The organism is Halovalidus salilacus (genome assembly GCF_031852275.1).
Taxonomy (GTDB): Archaea; Halobacteriota; Halobacteria; order Halobacteriales; family Natrialbaceae; genus Halovalidus; species Halovalidus salilacus.
The window spans coordinates 274,443-298,275 of sequence record NZ_CP134700.1; the positions used below are offsets into that span (position 1 = coordinate 274,443).

At 67.7% G+C, this 23,833-nt stretch carries 22 protein-coding genes and 1 tRNA gene; 10 read left to right on the plus strand and 13 right to left on the minus strand.

The annotated features are described in order from the left end of the window. Window positions 1–18: 18 nt before the first annotated feature. Both RJT68_RS01365 and RJT68_RS01370 read left to right on the plus strand, forming a co-directional pair. A complete protein-coding gene (locus tag RJT68_RS01365) occupies window positions 19–1,962 on the plus strand; it encodes an ABC transporter ATP-binding protein (protein ID WP_407038591.1) in 1,944 nt (647 codons plus the stop codon). Window positions 1,963–2,140: 178 nt separating this feature from the next. Then, entirely contained in the window at window positions 2,141–3,550 is a 1,410-nt protein-coding gene (locus tag RJT68_RS01370; RefSeq protein ID WP_407038592.1) for an MBL fold metallo-hydrolase, read from the plus strand. Window positions 3,551–3,635: 85 nt separating this feature from the next. Here RJT68_RS01370 and RJT68_RS01375 read toward each other — a convergent pair whose 3' ends face one another. From RJT68_RS01375 to RJT68_RS01385, 3 genes are all read right to left on the minus strand, one after another. Continuing rightward, on the minus strand, window positions 3,636–4,601 hold the full coding sequence (locus tag RJT68_RS01375; protein ID WP_407038593.1) for a transcription initiation factor IIB: 966 nt from the start codon (window positions 4,599–4,601) through the stop codon (window positions 3,636–3,638). 227 nt (window positions 4,602–4,828) lie between these two features. Further along, window positions 4,829–5,023, minus strand: a complete 195-nt coding sequence (locus RJT68_RS01380; protein ID WP_407038594.1) for a cold-shock protein — start codon at window positions 5,021–5,023, stop codon at window positions 4,829–4,831. Window positions 5,024–5,163: 140 nt separating this feature from the next. Next, window positions 5,164–5,514, minus strand: a complete 351-nt coding sequence (locus RJT68_RS01385) for a DUF5789 family protein (RefSeq protein ID WP_407038595.1) — start codon at window positions 5,512–5,514, stop codon at window positions 5,164–5,166. A 132-nt stretch (window positions 5,515–5,646) separates the two neighbouring features. Here RJT68_RS01385 and RJT68_RS01390 point away from each other — a divergent pair, with 132 nt between their 5' ends. After that, a complete protein-coding gene (locus tag RJT68_RS01390) occupies window positions 5,647–6,384 on the plus strand; it encodes a creatininase family protein (RefSeq protein WP_407038596.1) in 738 nt (245 codons plus the stop codon). Window positions 6,385–6,433: 49 nt separating this feature from the next. On the opposite strand, the gene RJT68_RS01395 is transcribed toward RJT68_RS01390, so the two are convergent. Next, window positions 6,434–6,895, minus strand: coding sequence for a DUF5790 family protein (locus RJT68_RS01395; protein WP_407038597.1), 462 nt, complete (start codon window positions 6,893–6,895; stop codon window positions 6,434–6,436). A 152-nt stretch (window positions 6,896–7,047) separates the two neighbouring features. Beyond that, on the minus strand, window positions 7,048–7,434 hold the full coding sequence (locus RJT68_RS01400; protein WP_407038598.1) for a dihydroneopterin aldolase family protein: 387 nt from the start codon (window positions 7,432–7,434) through the stop codon (window positions 7,048–7,050). Window positions 7,435–7,556: 122 nt separating this feature from the next. Between RJT68_RS01400 and azf the strand changes: the two genes are divergently transcribed. Both azf and RJT68_RS01410 read left to right on the plus strand, forming a co-directional pair. Then, window positions 7,557–8,300, plus strand: a complete 744-nt coding sequence (azf, locus tag RJT68_RS01405) for an NAD-dependent glucose-6-phosphate dehydrogenase Azf (protein WP_407038599.1) — start codon at window positions 7,557–7,559, stop codon at window positions 8,298–8,300. A gap of 80 nt (window positions 8,301–8,380) precedes the next feature. Then, the gene (locus tag RJT68_RS01410; protein WP_407038600.1) at window positions 8,381–8,701 is read left to right on the plus strand and encodes a hypothetical protein; all 321 of its coding nucleotides are present in this window, start codon (window positions 8,381–8,383) and stop codon (window positions 8,699–8,701) included. A gap of 30 nt (window positions 8,702–8,731) precedes the next feature. Here RJT68_RS01410 and RJT68_RS01415 read toward each other — a convergent pair whose 3' ends face one another. Next, window positions 8,732–9,424: a DUF309 domain-containing protein gene (locus tag RJT68_RS01415; RefSeq protein ID WP_407038601.1), complete on the minus strand. Its 693-nt coding sequence runs from the start codon at window positions 9,422–9,424 to the stop codon at window positions 8,732–8,734. Between the two features lie 532 nt (window positions 9,425–9,956). Further along, complete coding sequence (locus RJT68_RS01420) at window positions 9,957–11,054, minus strand: aminopeptidase (protein ID WP_407038602.1); 1,098 nt, start codon at window positions 11,052–11,054, stop codon at window positions 9,957–9,959. A gap of 258 nt (window positions 11,055–11,312) precedes the next feature. Between RJT68_RS01420 and RJT68_RS01425 the strand changes: the two genes are divergently transcribed. Next, window positions 11,313–13,445 (plus strand): bacterio-opsin activator domain-containing protein, encoded by a 2,133-nt coding sequence (locus tag RJT68_RS01425; RefSeq protein WP_407038603.1) that lies wholly within the window; start codon window positions 11,313–11,315, stop codon window positions 13,443–13,445. 321 nt (window positions 13,446–13,766) lie between these two features. On the opposite strand, the gene RJT68_RS01430 is transcribed toward RJT68_RS01425, so the two are convergent. From RJT68_RS01430 to RJT68_RS01450, 5 genes are all read right to left on the minus strand, one after another. Further along, entirely contained in the window at window positions 13,767–14,258 is a 492-nt protein-coding gene (locus tag RJT68_RS01430) for a DUF7382 domain-containing protein (protein WP_407038604.1), read from the minus strand. Window positions 14,259–14,437: 179 nt separating this feature from the next. Continuing rightward, on the minus strand, window positions 14,438–15,193 hold the full coding sequence (locus RJT68_RS01435) for a protein-L-isoaspartate O-methyltransferase family protein (protein ID WP_407038605.1): 756 nt from the start codon (window positions 15,191–15,193) through the stop codon (window positions 14,438–14,440). Between the two features lie 89 nt (window positions 15,194–15,282). After that, complete coding sequence (locus tag RJT68_RS01440) at window positions 15,283–15,945, minus strand: protein-L-isoaspartate(D-aspartate) O-methyltransferase (protein ID WP_407038606.1); 663 nt, start codon at window positions 15,943–15,945, stop codon at window positions 15,283–15,285. A 489-nt stretch (window positions 15,946–16,434) separates the two neighbouring features. Next, the gene (locus tag RJT68_RS01445) at window positions 16,435–17,088 is read right to left on the minus strand and encodes an HVO_0476 family zinc finger protein (protein WP_407038607.1); all 654 of its coding nucleotides are present in this window, start codon (window positions 17,086–17,088) and stop codon (window positions 16,435–16,437) included. A 75-nt stretch (window positions 17,089–17,163) separates the two neighbouring features. After that, on the minus strand, window positions 17,164–18,120 hold the full coding sequence (locus RJT68_RS01450) for an aminopeptidase (protein WP_407038608.1): 957 nt from the start codon (window positions 18,118–18,120) through the stop codon (window positions 17,164–17,166). A 516-nt stretch (window positions 18,121–18,636) separates the two neighbouring features. Between RJT68_RS01450 and RJT68_RS01455 the strand changes: the two genes are divergently transcribed. The 3 genes from RJT68_RS01455 to RJT68_RS01465 all read left to right on the plus strand — a co-directional run bounded on the left by RJT68_RS01455 (window position 18,637) and on the right by RJT68_RS01465 (window position 21,620). Then, complete coding sequence (locus RJT68_RS01455; RefSeq protein WP_407038609.1) at window positions 18,637–20,094, plus strand: single-stranded DNA binding protein; 1,458 nt, start codon at window positions 18,637–18,639, stop codon at window positions 20,092–20,094. Window positions 20,095–20,160: 66 nt separating this feature from the next. After that, on the plus strand, window positions 20,161–20,592 hold the full coding sequence (locus tag RJT68_RS01460; RefSeq protein ID WP_407038610.1) for a histone family protein: 432 nt from the start codon (window positions 20,161–20,163) through the stop codon (window positions 20,590–20,592). Window positions 20,593–20,597: 5 nt separating this feature from the next. Continuing rightward, on the plus strand, window positions 20,598–21,620 hold the full coding sequence (locus tag RJT68_RS01465; RefSeq protein WP_407038611.1) for a histone deacetylase family protein: 1,023 nt from the start codon (window positions 20,598–20,600) through the stop codon (window positions 21,618–21,620). A gap of 209 nt (window positions 21,621–21,829) precedes the next feature. On the opposite strand, the gene cca is transcribed toward RJT68_RS01465, so the two are convergent. Continuing rightward, on the minus strand, window positions 21,830–23,245 hold the full coding sequence (gene cca, locus RJT68_RS01470; protein WP_407038612.1) for a CCA tRNA nucleotidyltransferase: 1,416 nt from the start codon (window positions 23,243–23,245) through the stop codon (window positions 21,830–21,832). A 95-nt stretch (window positions 23,246–23,340) separates the two neighbouring features. Here cca and RJT68_RS01475 point away from each other — a divergent pair. Continuing rightward, window positions 23,341–23,413 (plus strand) — tRNA-Asn (locus RJT68_RS01475). Window positions 23,414–23,833 lie beyond the last annotated feature (420 nt).

The following is a 23,833-nucleotide window of genomic DNA, read 5'->3' on the forward strand; positions in this document are numbered from 1 at the left end:
GTCCCCGACCCGAGTGTAATGGACGGCGTCGACTGGGACGAGGACGATCCCTTCGAGGACCAGCGGGAGAACGTCGAGAGCCCGATGCGTCGGCTGCTCTTCGAGTTCGGCCGCCCGTACTGGTTCTCGGTGACCGTCGGTACGGTCGCGAGCGTCCTCGCTCGGGCCCTCGACCTCCTGCCCGCCCTCATGCTGGCGGTCGCCATCGATTCGGTCTTCGGCGACGCCACGTTCCACGAGCAGGTGCCGCTGGTCGTGCTCCCCGAGGCCTGGCTCCCGGCGACCGAGGACGGCCAATTCTGGTTCGTCGCCGTCGCCATCGCCGGCTCGTTCGCGCTCGGGGCCATCTTTCACTGGGTGCGAAACTGGGGATTCAACGCGTTCTCCCAGGACATCCAGCACGACGTCCGAACCGCCGCCTACGACAAGATGCAGCGCCTCGACATGGAATTCTTCGCGAACAAGCAGACCGGCGAGATGATGTCGGTGCTCTCGAACGACGTCAACCAGCTCGAGCGCTTCCTCAACGAGGGGTTGAACTCGGCGACGCGCCTGATCGTGATGGTCGTCGGTATCGGCTTTCTGCTGTTCTGGCTCGAGCCCCAGCTGGCGCTGGTCTCGCTCGCGCCCGTCCCGCTCATCGCCGCGTTCACCTACGTCTTCGTCAAGAAGATCCAGCCGCGGTACGCCGCCGTCCGCTCGAGCGTCGGGAAGGTCAACTCTCGGCTCGAGAACAACCTCGGCGGCATCCAGGTCATCAAGTCCTCGAACACCGAGTCGTTCGAGTCGGGCCGCGTCGACGACGTCTCCCGGAAGTACTACGACACGAACTGGGACGCGATCCGCCTGCGGATTCGCTTCTTCCCCGGCCTCCAGCTCATCTCGGGCGTCGGCTTCGTCCTCACGTTCGTCGTCGGCGGCTACTGGGTGTTCACGGGGACCGCGCCGGGACCGTTCACCGGCACGCTCCAGACCGGGACCTTCGTCGCCTTCATCCTCTACACCCAGCAACTGGTCTGGCCGATGGCCCAGTTCGGGCAGGTTATCAACATGTACCAGCGGGCGGCCGCCTCGAGCGAGCGCATCTTTGGCCTGATGGACGAGGAGGGCCGGATCGACCGCGAGGAAGGGAGCGAGGAACTCGAGGTCTTCGAGGGGCGGGTCGAGTACGACGGCGTGAGTTTCAGCTACGAGGACGACGAGGAGGAGCCGATCGTCGACGATATCTCGTTCGAGGTGCCGGGCGGGGACACGCTCGCGCTCGTCGGCCCGACGGGCGCCGGGAAGTCGACCGTGCTCAAGCTCCTGCTTCGACTGTACGACGTCGACGAGGGTGCGATCCGGATCGACGGCCAGGACGTCCGGGACGTCTCCCTGCGCAGCCTACGCCAGTCGATGGCCTACGTCGGCCAGGAGTCCTTCCTCTTCTACGGCACCGTCGAGGAGAACATCACCTACGGGACGTTCGACGCCTCCCGCGAGGAGATCGTCGAGGCCGCGAAGGCCGCCGAGGCCCACGAGTTCATCCAAAATCTGCCCGACGGCTACGACACGATGGTCGGCGAGCGCGGCGTCAAGCTCTCGGGCGGCCAGCGCCAGCGCATCGCCATCGCCCGCGCGGTGCTCAGGGACCCGGACATCCTGATCCTCGACGAGGCGACCAGCGACGTCGACACCGAGACGGAGATGCTCATCCAGCGCTCGATCGACGAACTCACCGAGGATCGAACCACGTTCGCCATCGCCCACCGCCTCTCGACGATCAAGGACGCCGACCGGATCGTCGTCCTCGAGGGCGGCCGAATCGTCGAGCGGGGGGCACACGGGGAGTTGCTCGAGGAAGACGGCCTCTACGCCCACCTCTGGGGCGTCCAGGCGGGGGAGATCGACGAGTTGCCCCAGGAGTTCATCGAGCGCGCCCAGCGGCGCACGGCGCGGACGGAAGCGCGTCGGACGGACTAGGGCCTCTGACCGCGAGCCGCCCGCCGGCGATCGCGCGTCTCCTCCGTGGTAGGGAGGCCGTACCGGTTGGCCACGACGCTCGAGACGCCGTCGACCGCTCGACAACTCACATAACGTGAGCGTCACGTATTCGGTACATACACCGTAACAATACGGGCGACCGTGCTGGGATGACGACATGCGAGTTACCTACCTCGAGTCGGCGGCCGTCCTCGTCGAATCAGGAGACACCTCCGTCCTCTGCGATCCCTGGCTGGTCGACGGCGCCTTCTACGGCTCCTGGGCGCACTATCCCGAACCCGACTTCGAACCCGAAGACTTCGCCCACGTCGATTACATCTACATCTCGCACATCCACCCGGATCACTTCGATCCGAACACGCTCGAGCGCATGCCGACGGATATTCCGGTTCTCATCCACGACTATCGGTGGGACTACCTGAAGGAGGCCGTCGAGGACCTCGGGTTCGAGGCCGTGGAACTGCCGCACGACGAGCGAACCCACCTCGGGGGCGACCTGCACATCAACATCCTCGCGGCCGACGGCTGCGACCCGGAGCTGTGCGGGAACTACTTCGGCTGCACGTGGTACGACGACGACGCGGAGACGCCCGGGTCGACCCAGGTGGACTCGATGGCGGTCATCGACGACGGCGAGCACACCGTCGTCAACACGAACGACGTCCCGTTCCCGATCGCGGAGTCGGGCTGTCGGAAGATCAGGCGCGACTACGGCGAGATCGACCTGCTCTGTCACCAGTACAGCGCCGCGCAGTTCTACCCGCAGGCGGTGACGAACTACGACCACGAGCGAAAGCTCCGCGAGCGCGACCGGGTCATCCGCGAGACGCGCGAGCGCGCCCTCCGGTTCATCGACGTCTTCGAACCGACCCGCTACATGCCCTTCGCGGGCGAGTACGTCCTGGCCGGCGACCTCGCCCACCTGAATCAGTACACGGGCAATCCGCCCCGGGAGGAGGCCCTCGAGTTCTTCGAAGACGCCGTCGACCCCGACGAGCACGAGTGCGTCTTCTTGAACTCCGGCGAGCACATCGACCTCGAGACGGGCGAGCGCTCGGCGCCGTTCGAACCCCACGATCCCGAGGAGAAGCGGCGGTACGTCGAGGAGGTGCTCGCGGAGCGGAAATTCGACTACCAGTACGACCCCGATCCGACGCTCGCGGAGCTGAAAGCCTACGTCCCCCACGCCTTCGAGAACCTCGAGCGCAAGCGCGAGCGAATCGGCTACCGCACCGACACGACGGTCCTGCTCTCCCTGCTCGAGGGCGTCTACGTCGAACTCTCGATCGACGGCGACGGCTACCGGTACGTTACCGATCCGGACGTCGACGCGTACGACGGCTACGTCAAGATCGAGGTCGACCCGCGGCTCCTGAAGCGCCTCTTCGAGGGACCCCACAGCGCCTACTGGGCCGACGCGAAGATCGGTTCCCACCTCGGCATCAGCAAGGAGCCGGACGTCTACGAGCGCGGCCTCTACCTCTGTCTCGGCTCGTTCCACGCCGACGGCGCGGACGTCGGCGTCGAGGCGGACGAGACGGCAGGCTCGAGGGCGGCGTCCGACTGAACGCCGTCGTTCCGCCGGCGGCATCGCGTCTCGGCGCCAACGGGATGCGGACCGATCGACGCTACTCGATGCGGACCGATCGACGCTACTGGATACCCATGGCTTCGATCTGTTCCTGGTACCGGTTTCGGATGGTGACCTCGGTAACCTGAGCGACGGCCGCCACGTCGCGCTGGGTCTGCTTTTCGTGACAGAGTAACGAGGCAGCGTAGATCGCGGCGCCGGCGTACCCCGTCGGAGACTTCCCGGAGAGGAGCCCCTTCTCCGCGGTGACGGTGAGGATCTCGTTCGTCTTCGTCTGAACGGCGGCGCTCACGTCGAGTTTCGAGCAGAACCTGGGGACGTACTCCTGCGGATCGACCGGTTTCATTCCCAGGTCGAGACGCTGAGAGACGTACCGGTACGTGCGCCCGATCTCTTTCCGGTCGACCCGCGACACCTCGGCGACCTCCTCGAGGCTCCGCGGGATCCCTTCCTTGCGGCAGGCCGCGTAGAGGCAGCCGGTGGCGACGCCCTCGATCGATCGCCCCCGGATCAGGTCCTCGGAGAGCGCGCGCCGGTAGATGACGCTCGCGACCTCGCGGACCGACCGGGGGACGCCGAGCGCGCTCGACATCCGATCGATCTCGCTGAGCGCGTGCTGGAGGTTCCGCTCGCCGGCGTCTTTCGTCCGGATGCGTTCCTGCCACGTTCGGAGCCGGCGCATCTGGCTCCGCTTTTCGGCGGACAGCGTACGTCCGGAGGCGTCCCGGTCCTTCCAGTCGATCTGCGTCGTCAGCCCCCTGTCGTGCATCGTCTGGGTCGTCGGGGCGCCGACGCGGGACTTGCTCTGGCGCTCGGCGTGATTGAACGCTCGCCACTCCGGTCCGCGATCGACGTTGGGTTCTTCGACGACGAGACCGCAGCGAGTACAGACGAGTTCCCCCCGATCGTCGCTCCTGACGAGACTCCCCGATTCGCACTCCGTACACACCCGTTCCCCTTCCGGTTCCCGCGCGCGCTCTTCCGCGTCAGATTCGCGCTCGCGCCGACGGGTGAGACTATCTTTCACGTTTAGACAGTCGGCTCGCACGACCTTAAGGGGACGCTCCACCGCGGAGACCTGAGCCGACCCGTCGTCCGAGGGACTCGTCCCGACTCGTCGAGTCGATCAGAATCGATCCGAACGGGTCGAGGCCTTCGTGATCGTCGGAGGAGCGCCTCGTCCAGTGGTGGTGAGTTCGGTAAAAATCGGCTCGTCGTCCAGCGCCACCGGGAGGTGACGGTCGGAAGTCGGAGTTAGTTGCGGACGACGTTCGTCGCGCGGGGACCCTTGGGGGCCTGTTCGATGTCGAATTCGATCGCTGCGCCTTCTTCGAGGTCCGGGCCGCCGACGTCTTCCATGTGGAAGAATACGTCATCGTCCGCGTCGTCCGTCGAAATGAAACCGTAGCCGCCTGTGTGGTTGAAGAAATCAACCTTACCTTTCGCCATTACAAATGAATGTAGAGGTAGTGGACGTATAACCCTTCCGCGGGGCGTGGTACCACGATCGAGCGCTTCCCGCCGGACTGTGCCGGACGATCGCTTCGCCGGGGGGCGCCGCCGGTGCGACGTTCGGACGGTCGGGCCGCTCAGAACGACTCCTGTTCCTCCTGGCCTTCCTGTCCCGGCGCCCCCTCGTCCTGTCGCTGCTCTCCCGACGCCGGCGGCGTCCGGTCGCTGTAGTTCTTCCGACCGATCGCCTCGTCGCCGACCATCGTCATGATCGCCCCCTCGACGGCCCCGCGGTCGTCGTACTCGTCCTCGTTCATCGGTCCGATGAGCTCCTCCAGGGTCATCGTCTCGTCGTCGCTCGAGAGTTCGACCCGCTCGTCGCCGTACCGATCGAGGAGTTCGTCCTGGCTGATCGGGTACTCCGGTTCGTCCAGTTTCTCATCCAGGTCGCCCAGTTCAACGCCGAGTTCGCGACTGTCGTCTTCCATACTCGAGGCTGGACCACCGGCGAAATAGGAGTTGGCCCTGCCTTCGCGCGCCGCGCCGGCGGACGTCCCGGGGCCGCCCGATCGACGCGAGCAGTCGTCGAATACAAGAGGCGACCGTTCGTTGCTCTCGGCATGGAACTCGCTCGAGCCACCTGGACGGACGTCGCCGACCTCGAGACGGATCTCGCCGTCGTGCCGGTCGGCAGCACGGAACAACACGGCCCGCACGCGCCGCTGGGAACGGACTGGTTCGCCGCCGAGGCGATCGCCGAGGCGGGAATCGAACGATTCGACGGGGAGGTCGTCCGCGCGCCGACGATCCCGATCGGCATCGCCGAGGAGCACCGCCACTTTCCGGGCACGATGTGGGTCTCCGAGGAGACGTTTCAGGCGTACGTGCGCGAGGCGGTCGCCAGCCTCGCGTACCACGGCTTCGATCGCGTCGTGCTGGTCAACGGCCACGGCGGCAACGTCGACGCCCTGCGGACGGCCGCCGCGCGGATCACCCGCCGCGACGACTCCTACGCCGTCCCCTTCACCTGGTTCGACGCCGTCGGCGAACACTCGGCCGACATGGGCCACGGCGGCCCCCTCGAGACCTCCCTGATCGCCCACCTCGAGCCGGACCTGATCCGGGAGGACCGACTCGAGGAAGCGAACGCGGGTGCGGCCGACTCGTGGGGCGAGTGGGTGAGCTACGCGAACCTCGCCTACGACGCGGCGGAGTTCACGGAAAACGGCGTGGTCGGCGATCCGACAGAGGGGGGCCCCGAGCGGGGCGAAGAACTGCTCGAATTGGCGGCCGAGGCCCTGGCTCGGCTCCTCGAGGCCGTGCGCGAGCGCGACGTCACGCGGCCGGAACGGCGGTGACGCCGGGCGGGCGACGTTGCCGGTGGCCGAACGTCGGCGGCGGTTTCGGTTACTCTTCTTCTTCCGCTTCTTCCTCAGCCTCGGCTTCGTCGTCCTCGTCCTCGTCGTCCGCCTCGTCCGAGGGGCCGGCGTTCTGGAGCGTTCCCCGGAGGGCGGGGATCGTGGCCGTGAGATCGCCGACTTGCTCGCTCGCCGCGGAAACGTCCTCGATGGCGGACTCGACCTCGGCGATTTCGGCCTCGAGGTCGTCGGCGTCGTCGAAGGCGTCGGCGCGCTCGCCCATCATGTACCACTTCTTGGCGTCGCGGAGGTGGTCCTCGGCGTCGCCGGTGTCGAGGGCCGATTTGAGACCGTTGAGCACGCCGAGGACGTTTTCGGCGTCGGTCTCCCAGATCTCGTCGGCCGCGGGCAGCGCCTCCCAGGCCTCTTCGAGCGAGGATTCGACGTCCGCGCGCATCTCGTTGGCGGCCTCTCCGAACAGTTCGTCGTCGCCGAGCGTGGCTTGGCTCATGCGTACGTCTTCACGGCCACCGGGGTTAAAAGGTCGCCCGAAAGTGAAAGTGAAATTCCGTACGTGAACGCCGGTACCGTCGAATTATGGGCGGGATTTCGAAAGGAAGGTCGTCCTGGTTCCGGTTCGCGGTTCGCCGCTCCGACGAGCGCTCACCGCCCGCGGACCGACTCGAGTCGCATCAGCGGGTAGCCGTCTTCCATCGCCATTCTGGTGACGACCTCACAGCCGTCGTACTCGACGACGATCTCGACCTCGAGGAACCGCCCCGTCACTTCAGTGTAGTCGGCCGTCGACCCGTCGAGCGCGGCCTCGAGTTCGTCGCGCCGGACCTCGACGGTCACCTCCCTGCAGTGCGGTTGGTTCTCGATCGCCTCCTCCATCGCCCGCTCGAGGCTACCGGCGCTCTCGAGCGAGAGGGGTGTCCCCGCGAACTGGTGGTAGAGCGAGCCGAACTTGATGCCGGCCTCGAAGCAGGCGGTTTCGGCGGTCGTCGGTTCGCTTCCCGCCGGATCGGCGGGCGAATCGCGTTCGGTCATGGTCGACCCGTCGGGCGCCGAGCGAAAGGCCGTTCCGATCGCTCGGACGCTCGACCGATACGCGTCCGCGGACGAATCGTATGGTTCTTATCGGCGCTGTCCCTCCCACCGAACGAACACGAATGGTCGAGTCGGTCCTGCTGACGGGTGCGTCCGGGCGCGTGGGACAGGCAATCCTCGCGGATCTGGCGGACTCCTACGACTGGCGGCTGCTGGATCGGGACCCGCCGACGGACGAGATGCCGGGGGAGTTCGTCGTCGGCGACGTCACCGACGGGTCGGTCATCCGCGAGGCGATGGCGGGGGTCGACGCCGTGATCCACCTCGCGGGCGATCCCCGCCCCGAGGCGCCCTGGGATAGCGTGCTCGAGAACAACATCGACGGGACGCAAACGATCTACGAGGCCGCCGTAGAGACGGGCGTCGAGAAGGTCGCCTTCGCCTCGTCGAACCACGCCGTCGGCGCCTACGAGACCGAAGAGCGGACGCCCGACCTGTACCGCCCGCACGACGACTTCCGCCTCGACGGGACGGAACTGCCCCGCCCCGGAAACCTCTACGGCGTCTCGAAGGCCGCCGGCGAGACGCTGGGACGGTACTACCACGACGAGTACGGCATCTCGGTCGTCAACGTCCGCATCGGGAACCTCACGAAGGGCCACCCGCCGATCGACTACGAGCGCGGCCAGGCGATGTGGCTCTCCCACCGCGACTGCGCCCACCTCTTCGACCGCTGCCTGCGAGCCGACTACGACTACGAGATCGTCTACGGCATCTCCGACAACGACCGGAAGTACTACTCGCTCGAGCGCGCCCGCGAGGTGCTCGGCTACGACCCGCAGGACAATTCCGCCGAGCACGACTGAGGGCGGGGCCGCCCTTTTGGCGTTCCCGCGGGTCCGGAACCGGACGAACACCTAAACGGCGCGCGGGTGACGGTCTACGTATGACCGACGACGCTCCACGATCGGCGACCGACGGTCCGGCCGACGCCCCGGGCGACTCGTTCGACCTCTCGAACCCCGACCGCGTGCGCGTCGGCGTCACCCACGGCGAGGACGACCTCGAGGTGGGCGAACCCGGCGAGTACCCAGACGGCGCCGACGTCATGATCCGTCCGGAGGGCGAGTCCGTGTTGTTCACCGTCGACGTGCGGGCGGGCGATCACGCCACGGGCCACGCTGACGTCCCGTTGACGCTCGAGGAGGCTCGCGACCTCCGGGACCTCCTCGACGAGACCGTCCGTCGGGTGGCCGACGACGAGTAGCGGATCGAGCGAACGGACGTCCGCTCGGGCCTAGAACAGCCCCTCGACGTCCTCCTCCCTCGAGCGCCGCAGCTCGACGTGTTCGCGAAGGCGTTGGTAGATCAGCCCTCTGTGTTCCTCCTCGCGGACGAAGTCGAACAACAGGGTGATGAACCGGCTGTCGTCCCGTCCCGCCTCGAGGTCGGCCTCCGCGTACGCCCGGGCGCGCTCGACCGGTTCCTCGTCGAACTCGAGGGCCTCGGCGAGAACGCCCGCGGCGACGGCCGTCTCGGCGAACCCGAGGTCGGCGAGCGTCGGCGCCGTCCCGCCCACCTCGAGGGCGATCGGTCGGCGCCGCTCGATCAGTTCCGGATCGTCGGCGAGGCGCTCGAGGAACGCCCGGATAGGGGTCAGCGCCACCTCCCGATCGGTCGACGGCAGTCCGTCGAGGTACGCGCGTGCGCTCTCTGCGAGGCCGACGGCCCCCTGCCAGTTTCGGTTCCTGGCGTGGTGGACGGCGGCGGTGAACTGGATCAGCCCGTGCAGCAGGCGCTCGTCGTCGGTCCCCGACTCGAGGTCGAGCCAGCGCGCCTCCCAGGCGTCGTGGGCCGCGTGGTAGTACCCCGCGTTGTAGACCGCTGCGCCAGCCCTGAGCGCCGCAGCGAGGGAGTCGGCCGCCCCTTCCGGGTCGTCGCCGTCGCTCGAGTCGTCCCTCGACCCGACCTCCCTCGAACCGTTCGTCATTACTCCGGAGTTCGCTCTCGAGGCCGATATACTGTGGGTGCTGCGGGTCGACGGTACCGGCCGTGTGATCGATTGCGCCCCTCGTGTGCTATTGCGGTCCTCCGTGTGCCCGTTTGGCCCCGGTTTCACCGGGAAAACGCGTTCCATCCTGCTGGATACGTCACTCGAGCGTGCGTCGGGTAGATGGACCTCGAGACCCGGTACGGCGTGCTCGCTCGACGGGTGCGGTACGGAAGGAAGGAAGGCGCCGGATACGTGCCGCCTCCGGCGGGGCGGGCAGACAACAACAACCGAATACGGTGGGAGACCCGTCCGCGGGAGCCGTCCCGGCCGGTTACTGGCCGCCACCGGCCCGGGCGGTATGCGAGTCGACGACGGAGCACTACATTATTATGGAGTCACTGGTTCGCGAAAGTGCGCCTTACCGAACGGTTTGGCTCCGTCTACCCGATGAGTGCGGCGGGTAGCCGAACGGTTGGCTCGCGACTGCAGCGGGTGGCGATCGCCTATGTTCGTTCGCCGACCGGGTTCGTCACCCGTCGAAGCCCTCCTCCCAGCGGAACCGGCCGTTCCGCTGGACGACGTCCCCGTCGATCTCGAGCCGCGAGTCCTCGCTCACGTCGGCGATCAGGTCGACGTGGACGGCCGATTCGTTGCCCGTCTCGCCCTCGGGGAGGCAGGCGTCGTACGCCCGGCCGACCGCGAGGTGGACCGTCTCGCCCATCTTCTCGTCGAAGAGAATGTTGTCCGTGTAGCGGTCGATGCCGCGGTTCATCCCGATGCCGAGTTCGCCCAGCCGACGGGCGCCCTCGTCGGTCTCGAGGATCTCGCCGATCACGTCCGCGCCCTGGCCGGCGCCGTAGTCGACGACCTCTCCGTCGGCGAACTCGAGTCGAACGTTCCGGACGGCCTCGCCGCGGAGGGTCATCGGGACGTCGAAGGTCACCTCGCCCTCCGTCGCGTAGGGGGCCGTGAACACCTCGCCGCTGGGGAGGTTGTGCGAGTCGTAGGCCACGGAGGCGGCGCTGTTGACCGCCGTCCGCCCCTCGATTCGCATCGTGAGGTCGGTCCCGCTCGAGACGAGGCGGACCTCGTCGCCCTCGTCGAGCAGGTCCTTCAGTTTGGCCATCTCGTCGGCCAGCGACGCCCAGTCCCGGAGGATCGCGTCGTAGGCGAACTCCTGGTACTCCTCGTAGGCCATGTTCGCTTGCTGGGCGAGCGATCGGGTGGGGTGGACCGTCGAGACCCAGCGGGTGTCGAATCGGGCCTCGCGGATTTCCGTCCGCGCCCGTCGGTACGCCCGTTCGGTCTCCCCGGGCACGTCCGCCGTCGCGCTCGTGTTCCGCCCGCCGCCGAGCGAGAGGTAGACGTCGGTCTCCTCGAGTAGGGCGCGTTCGTGGCCCGGATCGGGGTCGAACTCGCCGCCGTGGGCCGTGAGATAGGCCCGTTCGACCTCGCCCGAACTGTAGGTGGCGAGCAGGTTCGCTTCCCGTTCGCCCAATGCTTCGGCCACCGCCACCGCGAGGTCGTGGGCGTCGGGACCGACCCTGAGAACGACGTTGTCCCCCGCCTCCACTCGAGCGCTCCAGTCGACCAGCACCTCGGCGTGTTCGCGCACGCGTTCGTCCATGCGCGGGACTTTCGAGCGAGCGACCTAAACCCCGCGCCTCGACCGGACGCGGTCGAACCGATACGGCCGGCCTCGAGCGCGGATCCCGTTCTCGAGCCGCTCCGATAGCTAATTGTGTAGGCCCTCCCCTCCGTCCGTCCTAATTCTTTAGTAGTCCGTCGATCGTACGGAGGTATCACCGACGTCGTCGCGCCGACGCGGGACCGACGCGGGTCCCGGGCGTGCGGCTCTCACCCCACTCGATACCCGACAGCAGCCATGACCGCCACGATCACCGTCCTCGTCGTCGACAACGAACCCGAGTTCGCCGACCTCGCCTCCACCCTGCTCGAGCGCGAGCACGAGTCGATCGCCGCGACCCCCGTCACGACCGGCGCCGACGCGCTCGAGGCGCTCGAGGAGCGCGACGTCGACTGCATCGTCTGCGATTACGAGATGCCGGAGATGACCGGCCTCGAGTTGCTCGAACGCGTCCGGGAGGACGACCCCGACTTGCCGTTCATCCTCTTCACCGGACGGGGCTCCGAGGAGATCGCGAGCGAGGCGATCGCGGCGGGGGTCACCCAGTACCTGCAGAAGCGCCCCGGTCGGGAGCGGTACGCGATGCTCGCCAACCAGATCACGAACGCGGTCTCCCAGTACCGCACGGAGACGGAACTCCGGGAGAACGAGCGCCGCTACGAGCGGACGCTGACGACGCTCCACGAGACCACCCGCGACCTGATGCGCGCGGGGACGAAACGCGAGATCTACCAGGCGGCGGTCGACACCGCCGGCGAGATCCTCGACGTGCCGATCGCCGCCGCCTACGCGTTCGAGCCGACCAGCGGGGCGCTCGAGCACGCCGCCTCGACGTCGGAGACGCGGGAACTGCTCGACCCCGAACGGACCTTCGAACCCGGCGAGGGGCTGTTCTGGGAGGTCTTCTCCGAGGGAGAGAGCAGCTACTACCCGGACGTTCGCGAGGAGGAGGCCGCGGTGAACCCCGAGTCGCTGAGTCGGAGCGAGCTGATCGTCCCCCTCGGGACCCACGGCATCCTGGTCGCCGGGTCGGAGGGCGTCGACGACTTCGACGAGCCGATGGCCGAACTGATGCACATCCTGGCGGCCAACACCGAAGCGGCCCTCGACCGGGCCGAACGCGAACGGCTGCTCCGCGAGCACGACCGCGAACTCACCCACAAGAACGAGGAACTGACCCGGCTCAACCACACGAACGAGATCGTTCGCGGGATCAACCGCGGCGTCGCCCAGGCCTCGACCCGAAGCGAGATCGAAACCACGGTCTGTGACCGCCTCGTCGACACCGACCGGTACCGCTTCGCGTGGGTCGCCTCGACCGACGACTCCCCGCCGTCGCCGGCCGCGTGGGCCGGCGTCGACGCCGCCTACATCGACAGCGTTCGGGAAGACGGCCAGGACGCGCCCGAAGTCGATCTGATCCGGGAAACCCTCGAGTCGAACGATGTCTCCGTCGTCCGGAACGTCCTCGACGACGACCGCTGGGACGTCCGGCGGAAGGCCGCGCTCACCTACGGCTTCCAGACGGTGCTCGCGGTCCCCCTCACCGACGACGAGCGGGCCCACGGCGTCCTCCTCGTCTACGTCGCCGGCGTCGACTCGATCGGCGAGAGCGAGCGCGCGGTGCTCGGCGAACTCGGGGAGACGATCGGCCGCGCGATCCGCTCGGTCGAACGCACCAGGGCGCTGCTCACCGACAGCCGGATCGAACTCGAACTCGAGTGCGCCGACTCGCGACTGCTGCTCAACCGACTCGCCGACCGCGTCGGCCGTCCGATCTCCCTCGAGGGCGTCGTCGATCGCGGCGACGATCACCTCGTCCAGTTCGTCCGGATCTCCGATCCCGACGAGGCGATCATCGATTCGATCCCGTCGCTCGAGGAGCGCTGGGCCTCCATCGAGGCGCTGTCGGTCCTCTCCGAGGGCGACGAGACGGTCCTGCTCGAACTCACCGTGGCCGAGACGCCCCTGTTCGAGGTGCTCAGCTCCTACGAGGTCGGCCTGACGTCCGCGACGGCGCGCGACGGCGTCACGACGATCGTCCTCGACGTCCCCCAGCGCGTCGAAACGCGGGCGCTGATCGAGGCAATCTCCGACGACTATCCGGAGACGGCGCTCCACGCCCGACGGGAGACCACCCAGACGCGCACTGACGGCCGATTCGACGCCGAACTCGAGCGCCACCTGACCGACCGCCAGTTCGAGGCGTTGCAGGCGGCACACTACAGCGGATTCTTCCAGTGGCCCCGCGAGAGCACCGGCGAGAACCTCGCCGACGCGCTCGACGTCTCCCCGCCGACGTACCACTACCACCTTCGCGCAGCCCAGCGAAAGCTCGTCTCGCTGGCGTTCGACGACCACTCTAGGTGATTAGTGCAGATATATCTGACACTATAACTAGCTAGAGGTTATTTTTAACCCACCGGGTCTCGTACCCGTAACTGGCGATCTGAGACAGACTGTCGCCACCCCCCCCCTTAATCCCCCCAACCTTTCCCCTTAGCGACGTTCTCTCGAGAGACGTCCGTTCTCGACGATAGTGCCGTCTGACTGCGTGAGGGACGCCGTACTGCAGGTTGCCGACGAGCCGTTGGCACGAGGCCGTCGACGCACGGCCGTTGCTAACGAGTTGCTGACGAAGGGCTGACGCCGACCGACGTCGGCCGGCTCCCGAAGATCGTAGTCACTAAGTCAGCTCTCGATGATCGTGATTTCGGCGTTCTCCTGCTCGTCGACGAAGTTTCCGTCGCTCGGCGGGACGATCTCCACCTCGAGCGTGCCGATATCCGCGTCCTGTCGAAGGTCCGCGTCGCTCACGTCGACGTCTTCGTCGTCGGCGATCCGTTCCGGCGAATCGAGCGAGGCGGACCCGGAGGTGACGATCAGCGTGTAGTCTTCGATCTCGTTCCCGTCCTCGTCGACGACAGCGTGGGAGAGGTCGCCGCGGTCCCCCTCCTCGACGATCGGCTCGTCCTCCCATTCGACCGAGAGCTCGTTCTGGCCGATATCGCCGATGTCACCGAGCATGTTCATCATGAGGCCGAGCGCGGCGACGCCGACGACGAGGGCGATCACGAGGCGAACCGGTAACCCTTCGATCGCACGGTCGTCCGAGGCGAACGGGCGCGACGCAGCCCACCCCCGTTCGGCGGGACCGTTTTCGCGATTCGTATCCGAACGCATGGGCGGTCTGGTCCCGGGTTCCTACTTAAACCTGAAGCGGAGAATGGACGTTCGGTACTGACGACGTCTACGCCGCTGTTGACGTGCGTACCGGCGACAACCGATCCCTACCGGAGTCGCTGACCGACTCGTAGAGGGTTGCGACCACATCGAACGACGAGCAGAACTCGAGGCGGCAGTTACCGCGACCGCGGCCCCGTCGAGTCCTCCCACTCGAGCCACTCGAGTTCCCAGCCCCGTCGGGATTCGGCGTGTTTCTCGGCGAATTCGCGGTCTTCGCGGGCCATCCGATTTCGCTCGACGGAGCCGGTCTGTTCGCCCTCGACGAGGAGGGGGTCGAACGAGACGGCCTCGAACCGCTCGGTTTCGCCGTCGGCCGAGACGGCTTCGAGGCGCTGGGGTTGTGCGCCTTTCGGGTAGACGAGTCGGCCGCCGTCGGCGAGTTGCTCGAGCAGCGCGCGCGGCGGGGAGACGGCGGCGGCCTCGAGCAGGATGCGGTCGAAGGGGGCGTACTCGGGGAGGCCGGACGCGCCGTCGCGGCAGTCGACGAGGACGCCGTCGTAGCCCGCGGCGGCGAGGTTCGAGCGGGCCTCCCAGACGAGCGGGCGGGAGATGTCGACCGCGTGGACGTTCGCCTCGCCGACGAGTTCGGCGACGACGGCGGCGGTGTAACCGACGCCCGCGCCGACGATCAGGACGCGGTCGCCCGCCTCGGGGGCGAGCGCCTGGAGGACGCGGGCGGCGTCGCTGGGGGAGAGCACGCGCGTGCCGAGGTACTCGTGGTCGCGGTCGGCGTATGCCGATCGCTCGTGTTCGACGAACTCGTGTCGGGGGACGTCTCGCATGGCGACGGCGACGGCCTCGTTGCGGAGGACGTCCTTCTCCTCGGACTCGAGGCCGTCGACCATGTCTTCCCGGAGGACCGCGGGATCCATGGGCGTGCTATCCGGCCGGCGGTTATCAACCCCGCGCTTGCTCGAGTCCGGGTCCCTCGAACCGCAATGCGTCGGTGAGCCGGGCCGACCTATCCCCGCATCGTGACGAACCGAACGCCGCCGTGTTCGCTGCGCTCGAGGCACCTGTCGTCGCGTTTCTCGGCGTGCACGAGCGTCTGGAACCCGGTTCCGATCGGGCCGAGGAGCCGTCCGCCCGGTCGGACCTGTTCGACGAGGGGGTCGGGGAAGTCCGCGGCCGCGCAGGTCAGGTAGACGGCGTCGTATGGGGCGTGCTCGGGCCACCCCTGGCGGCCGTCGCCGACGCGGACGCTAATCCCGTCGGAGCCGATTTCGGCGAACGTTCCCTTCGCCTGCTCGGCCAGTTCCTCCCCGTACTCGACGCTGTAGACGTGCTCGTCGCCGACGAGTTCGGCGGTGACCGCGGCGTGGTAGCCACAGCCGGTGCCGATCTCGAGGACGTCCTCGCCGGACTCGAGGTCCAACTTCTCCGCCATGATCGCCACCATGTGCGGGGCGCTGATCGTCTGCCCGTCGCCGATGGGCAGCGGCCGATCCGCGTACGCGCTCCCGCGCCGATCGGCCGGGACGAACTCGTGGCGGGGGACGGCCTCGAGCGCCTCGAGGACGCGCTGCTCGTCGACGCGCCGGGAGACGGTCCGAACCATCCGCTCGCGGGCCTCCTCGTCGTCGTCGGGCTCGTCGGAGCCGTCCGAGCGAAACCGATCGAACATAGGTCGTCCTACGCGTTCGCGTGCAATAGGCTGTGGGCCGCTCCGTCGATCCGACCGAACACGACCGGACGTATGGCAGCGAGAACACCACGAAAGCCCCTCTCGCTCTCGATGGCTGCGACTTGCTGTGGTCCTCAGCCCTACGGGCTTGCGGTCCTTACTGCGTCTCGCCCATCGAGAGCGAGAGCCCCTTTCATTCCCACCCGAGCCGGCTGATCGTCCAGCCACCGTGGGTGGGAATGAAAGGGGCTGCCGCGGTCGGCGAAGCACGACGACGTAAGCACCGGAGGTGAGCGCAGCGAACCGAGGAGCGTGGTTCGAGAGAGCTCCGCTCTCTCGTCATCACGAAAGGCGCTTCGCGCCTTTCGAACGAAAGCGAGTCGCGCGAGTCGACCGCGGCAGGGGCTTTCGTGGTGTTTTCGAACGAGTCGCTTTCAGAACCGTCGCCGGTCGGTGTCGATATCGGAACCGCCCGGGTATCAGAACCGACTACCAAGCGGACCAGGCGCTGGTCGTCTTGTCGTAGGCGTAGACGCGTTTTGCGTCCTTGGCGAGGACGGTGTCGCCGTCGATCTCGTACCGGTCTCGGTCGTAGCCCGAGGCGTCGCCGCGGACGACGAAGGCGTCGATCTCGAACTCGTCGTCGCCGAACGTCTCGGTCTCGCCCACGGTGAACTCGTAGTCGCCGGGGACGTAGACCGTGGTGCTCCGGCTGTCGTCCTTCCGACCGTCTTTCGGGTGGATGGTGACGTTGACCGCGACGTTGTCGACCTCGCGCGTCCAGACGGTCTCGATCTCCTCGGCGGGGGCAGATTCGACGCGGCGGTGCTCCTCGAGTTCGACGCTCGTGACGCGGACGGTCGAGAGCACCTCCTCGGTCTCGAGGATGAACTCGTCGCCGACCTCGACGGTCTCGCCCTCGGGCGTGGTGACGTTCGCCGTGAAGGACTCGCCCTCCTGGGAGACGACGACGTCGAGGGTGACCTCGCGCTCGGGTTCGGGCTGGACCTTGTGGACGTGGCCGCACTCCCCGCAGCGGACGGTGAAGCTGCCGCCGCCCTGCGAGAGGACCTCGTGGACCGTCTCGAGGTCCGGCGAACACGAGGGGCAGGCCGTGGGAATCCGGTCCGGAATGTCGATCATAGGGCGTCATAGACGCCGCGACCCTAAAAGGGCGTGGACCTACGCTCGTGAATTCCCCTCGTACACGGCCGTCGCTCACGCTCGAGGGAGTTCGACTATCTCGCCGTCTGCGGTGACGGTCGGCTCCCGGATGATGCCGTCTAAGTGGATCGGCGCCTCGGTATCCCCGCCGATGCCCGCGTCGTCGCCGATGGCGATGTGGACGGTGCCCGCGGCCTTCTCGTCGAGGAGCACGGAACCGACGAGGTCCGTGACGGCCACGTTCGTCCCGATCCCCAGTTCCGCGGGGTTGTACGCCGCGTCGCCGACCTCCTCGGCGGCGCCCTCGATCGTCTCGCGGATCTCGTCGTCGGAAACCTCGGTGACGTACCCGTCCTCGACGTCGAATCGGAGGGTTTGCCCCTCCTCGAGCAGCCCGTGGGGGGCCATGGTGCCGTCGACGACGAACGTGCCGGTCGCGGACTCGGGGCTGACGAACACCTCGCCGGCGGGGAGGTTCGACATGTCGCCGGGTTCGTGGACGATGCCGGTGTCCGAGAGGAACTCCCGGTCGCCGATCTCGAAGGTGATGTCGGTCCCGGCCGCCGCCGTGACGCGGATCTCGTCGGCGCCGTCGACCTGCTCGCGGACGTCGGCGCAGTGGGCGGCGATCGCCTCGTAGTCGGCGTCGAGGCCGGTCGTGAACACCTCCTCGGTGATGCCGGGGAGGGTGGCAACGCGCGCCCCCGCGGCGTTCGCGTTCGTCCGCGCCCGGGTGTGGCTCAGGCTCTTGCTCGTCGGCACCAGCACGACGTCCGCCCCTGACATCGCCGCGGCGACGGGTTCCGGTGGCTCCGCCCCGTGGGTCTCCCCCGGCGGGTAGCGGACGATCACGGCGTCGTCGGCGATCTCGCTCGCCACCTCGTACAGCGCCTCCCCGATCGCCTCCCGTTTATCGTCGGTGACGATCGCACACGATTCCCCCGACTCGAGGGCCAGACACTGTCGAACTGCGGTCTCTGCGGCCGCTCGAAGCGCACCCGTATCGGACATACGCGAACGTGTGGCGACGCGAACCGATAGTTCTTGTCTTCGCCGCCCCCGTTTGCCTTCGATCCGTCCACTTGACGGTTCGATCGCCCCGCATTCGCATCCGCTCGAGGGATCGGGGACGGATTCGTTCGGTTCCCGGATCGACCGCCGAGGTGACGGACCGACGAACCGCCGAGGTGACGTACCAACTGACCGACGGAGGGACGGACCCTGACCGACAGGGTGGTGACCGATTGCCGGCGGACCGACGGGACCCTGGCGAACCGCTCGAGTTTATATGCGATGGCGCGGCCAGACGACGCATGAGACTCGGACGGCGATGGACCGGGATCCGCTCCAGGGGGGTCCGGACGGCGTCGCGCACGCGGATCCGCGGGCCGACGGACGCGTCCCCCTCGGGCGGATCGAATCGACCGAGGGCGTCGGAATCGAATCGGTTGAAGACGTCGACCCGTCGGCGCGACGGACGCGGAAGCGAAAACGCTTATGCGCGGGCTACTCATGCACGAGCATAGTATGAGCGACATCGAGGGCGTCTACGAGGACCTCGAGGCCGACGTCTCTCTCGAGGAGTTTCGCGAGGCCGTCGAGGCGAAAGTCGAGCAGATGGGCGGACTCGCCGACGAGGAGACGGCGGCGATGCTCGTCGCTCACGAACTCGGCGAGAGCGAGGTCGGGGGCGTCGCCGACATCGAACCCGGCATGGAGGAGGCGAAGTTCGTCGCCAAGGTGACGAGCATCGGCGAACTGCGCACGTTCGAACGCGACGGCGAGGACGAGGACGGCCGCGTCGTCAACGTCGAGGTGGCCGACGAGACGGGCTCCGTCCGGGCCGCGTTCTGGGACGAACACGCCGAGGCCGCCGTCGAGGAACTCGAGGAGGGCCAGGTGCTGCGGATCAAGGGCCGACCGAAGGAGGGCTTCTCCGGCGTCGAGGTGAGCGTCGACGACGTCGAACCCGACGACGATACCGAGATCGACGTCACGGTCTCGGACACCCACACCGTCGAGGACCTCTCGCTCGGCCTCTCGAACGTCAACCTCGTGGGGAAGGTGCTCGACACCGACAGCGTCCGCACGTTCGACCGCGAGGACGGCTCCGAGGGGAAGGTCTCGAATCTCACCGTCGGCGACGAGACCGGTCGCGTCCGGATCACCCTCTGGGACGAGCAGGCCGACCGCGCGACCGAACTCGACGCGGACGACACGATCGAGATCGTCGACGGCTACGTCCGCGAGCGCGACGGGAACCTCGAGGTCCACGTCGGCAACCGCGGCGCGATCGAGGAGGTCGACGAGGACGTCGAGTACGTCCCCGAGAGCACCCCGATCGAGTCCCTCGAGATCGGCCAGACGGTCGACATCGCTGGCGTCGTCCGGTCCGCCGATCCGAAGCGCACGTTCGACCGCGACGACGGCTCGGAGGGGCAGGTCAGGAACGTCCGCGTCCAGGACGCGACGGGCGACATCCGCGTGGCCCTCTGGGGCGAGAAGGCCGAAACGGAACTCGGCCCCGGCGACGAGGTCGCGCTGGCCGACGTCGAGATCAAAGACGGCTGGCAGGAAGACCTCGAGGCCTCCGCCGGCTGGCGGTCGACGATCACCGTCCTCGACTCCGATTCGGGCTCCGGTGGTGCGGGCGTCAGCGACGACGGCGACGGCGAGACGGCCGGTCTGTCGGCGTTCGCCGAGGGCGGTGACGGCGGAAGTGGCGGCGACGGTGCCTCGAGCGGCGACGATGCGACCTCGAGCGCCGACGGGGCTGGCGCGGACGGGGCGTCCGACGACGGGCCCGCCGACGGCGAGGAGATCGAGTTCACGGGCGTCGTCGTCCAGGCGGGCGACCCGGTCGTCCTCGACGACGGCGAGACGACGATGAGCGTCGAAACGAACGCCGACGTCGGCCTCGGCGAGGAAGTGACCGCCCGCGGGGTCGTCCGCGACGGTCGCCTCGACGCGAGCGACGTCTTCTGAGGCCGTCAGGAACTCCCTCGAGCAGTTAGGAAAAGCGTTAAGGGTGTCAGCTTCGCCTATCATGATATGAACATCGAACTCCCGTTCGCCCCGGTGGACACCATCATCCGCCGGAACGCGGGTGACCTCCGAGTGAGCGCCGAGGCGTCGAAGGAACTCGCCACGCGTATCCAGGAACACGGGAGCGATCTCGCGGTCGACGCCGCAGAACGCGCGACGGCAGACGGGCGAAAGACGCTGATGGCCGAGGACTTCGGCGTCGAGACGGTCGTCGACAAGGACGACCTCGAGTTACCCGTCGCGCCGGTCGACCGGATCGCGAGACTCGAGATCGACGACCGGTACCGCGTCTCGATGGACGCCCGCATCGCGCTGGCGGACATCCTCGAGGACTACGCCGACAACGTCGCCCGGGCAGCGACGATCCTGGCCCACCACGCCGACCGGCGCACCATCACCGAAGACGACATCGAGACGTACTTCTCGCTGTTCGAGTGAGCCCGATGCGCTTCGGCTACAGCGACACCTGTCTCGCACACGACCCGGGTCCGCGCCACCCCGAGACGCCGGACCGGTTGCGGGCGATTCGGGAGGCTCTGAAGCGGAAACACGGCGTGGAGTACGTCGAGGCCGATCCGGCCTCGATCGAGACGATCGTCGCGGTTCACGACCGCGACTACGTCGAGTCCGTCGAGGAGTTCTGCGCCGAGGGCGGCGGGAACTGGGATCCGGACACGACGGCCGTCGAGGAAACGTGGGACGCGGTTCGTCAGAGCGCGGGGCTCGCCTGCTGGGCCGTCGACGCCGCGCTCGAGGGCGCCGACGGTCGCGAAACGCCGTTTTCGATCGGCCGGCCGCCGGGCCACCACGCGGTCGAGGACGACGCGATGGGCTTTTGTTTCGTCAACAACGTCGCCGTCGCCGCTCGCCACGCCATCGACACCTCCGACGAGGTCGACCGCGTGGCGATCGTCGACTGGGACGTCCACCACGGCAACGGCACGCAGGACATCTTCTACGACGACGGAGACGTCTTCTTCGCCTCGATCCACGAGCGTGGGCTCTACCCCGGCACCGGCGACGTCGACGAAATCGGCGAGGACGACGGCGAAGGGACGACGATGAACGTCCCTATGCCCGCCGGCACGGACGACGTCGACTACCTCGCGGCGATCGACGGCCCGATCGCGACCGCCCTCGGGGCGTTCGAGCCCGATTTACTGTGCGTCAGCGCCGGCTTCGACGCCCACCGTCACGATCCCATCTCGCGGATTCGGCTCACGACCGAGGCCTACGCGCTCATGACCGACCGGCTCCGGGCGGTCGCCGACGACGCCGACGCCGCGCTGGCGTTCGTCCTCGAGGGCGGCTACGGACTGGACGTCCTCGCCGAGAGCGTCGCCCTCGTCCACGAGACGTTCGACGGTCGCGAACCGATCGAACCCGACGGCGAGGTGAGCGATCGGGCCGCGAAGGTCCTCGAGGACGTCGCCGACGCGCACGACCTGGACCTCGACCGCGAGTAGTCGACCGCGTCGGGGCTTCTCACCGAAGCGGACCCGGTCTCGTCTCGGTGGACCCGTTCCGCGCAGTCGAGTGTCGCTCTCGCCGCGATGGAGCCGTTCTTCCCGATCGGGATTCGGTCTCGCCGTAATCGATTCCCCCTCAGGGGCAACCGATCCTCCATCGGGGCCGCTCTCCTACTCGCGTTCACCTCAGCCGACTCGCGTTCGCCTCAGGGTCGGGGCTCGAAGTACTGTGCCAGTTCGACGCCGAATTCCGGGAGCAGCGCCGTCACCTCCTCGCCCACGAGGACGTCGTACCCGTCCTCGAGCGCCGTCTCCACGTGGGCGCCGAGGCCGACGTCGAACAGCCGGTCGCTCTCGAGGAACGCTCGGGCGGTGGTGAACTCGCGCTCGCGCTCGGTGGCGTACCGGTCGCCGTCGATGAACGGACCGTAGGCGTCGGGGTCGTCGGCGTAGACCTTGTAGAAGCCCTGAGCGTGGCCCTGGACGTGGACCGGCGGCCCCTCGTGGCGTTCGAGGGCCGGTCGGTCGGCGACGGCGAGTTCGACGAAGACGACGGCCGTCTCGTCGGTGACCGTCTCCGCCCGAAAGACGTCGAAGCCGCGGTCGTCGAGTCCGGTCGTTATGCCCTCGAGCGATTTGTAGAGCTGGGGATAGAGCTGATCCTCGACGAGGTCCGGGGCGTCGAAGCGGACGGCGACCGGCGTCGTGCCGCGGCGCTCGAGGTGGGCCAGCAGGTTGGATTCGGTGAGCGGATCGAATTCGACGGGTTCGAAGAGGTCCGTTCTGGGATTCTCGAGGAGGTCGCGGGCGTAGTGCTGGAACCGGGCGACGTTTTCGGCGTCGCAGACGGCGGCGACGTTGCGCTCGGGATCGGTCGGGTCGATGACGACGAGAGGATCGGTAAAGCTGGCCCGGCCGTGATCTTCGGGATCCAGCCGGACCGGCGGGTGCCAGTCGGCCGCCGCTTCGACGAGCGGGCGGAAGCCGCCGTACTCGAGCACGAGCAGTTCGGTGAGGTAGCCGCTAAAGCCCCGCGTGCGGAGGTCGCTGCCGTAGACGCCGATCCCCTTCATGAACTGCTTGGTGAGCCGGACGTCGCCGGCCAGGTCGTCGTCGAGGCGCTCCTGGAGGTACCGGGTGTGGAAGGGCGTCCGATCGACCGCCGAGCGGATGTCGGTGGCCGACTCGAGGCGGAAGCAGGGGACGACGTCGACGTCGAACCCCTCGTACTCCCCTTTGACGTAGGGGTGTTCGGCGTACTCCTCGTGGCCGTCGGGGAGCGTGGCGTGGCCGACCTCGAGGCCGTAGCGCTCGAGGGGCTCCCGCTCGAGGTCGGCGGGGAAGCGGACGAAGACGTCGATGTCGCGGTCGCCGGCGATCCAGGTGTCCCGCGCCGTCGACCCGACCTGCATGACGTCGGCGTCGGGGCACAGTTCGGTGGCGGCGTTTTCGGCGCGCTCGAGAAGGGTCTCCGCAATCTCGCGGAGCGCGGCGCGTTCGTCGTCGTCCGGTTCGACGCGCTCGCGGACGGTGGCGAGGACGGCCTCGAGATCGTCGTCCGTTTCGCCCTCGCCGTCGGTCGCCGCTTCACCTCCTGCGTCGTCGGCTTCCTCCGCGGTCATTGGAGATGGGTACTCGAGACGAACGTGAAAGGGTGTCGAACCGCCGGGGGCCAAAACGAAAGCCCTATCAAATGCTCGCGACAACACTGTATTGAGCCGAAGTAGCTCAGATGGTAGAGCACCTCGCTGTTAACGAGGTTGTCCCAGGTTCGAGCCCTGGCTTCGGCGTTCGAAAAATTCTGCGAAATTTTCGAGCAAACCGGAACGCGGAGCGTTCCGGTCGCGCTGATTTTCGCGACGTCAACGTGCGAGGAGCACCAGCTCCGAGCACAATCGGGAGCGAAATCAGCGACACCAGCCAGGCTCGAACACGCGAGTCGCAGCTGGGAGTGAACGTAGTGAGCGATCCAGACCGTCTCGCATCTGTTCGAGCCCTGGCTTCGGCGCTTCTCACCACTGCGATTTCACGAAGAGCAGTCGCTTCTGGATCGTTCTCGCGCTCTTTCGTGAGCTGATTGCGAGTAAAAACGGAGTGAAAGCCCCTGGTCGGCTCGAGTCGGCTGTCGGCGTGCGCTCCTCGCTCACTGCGTTCGCTGCGGTGCTACCAGCCGGCAGCCTCCCCGACCCGACCAGCCCCTTTCATTCCAC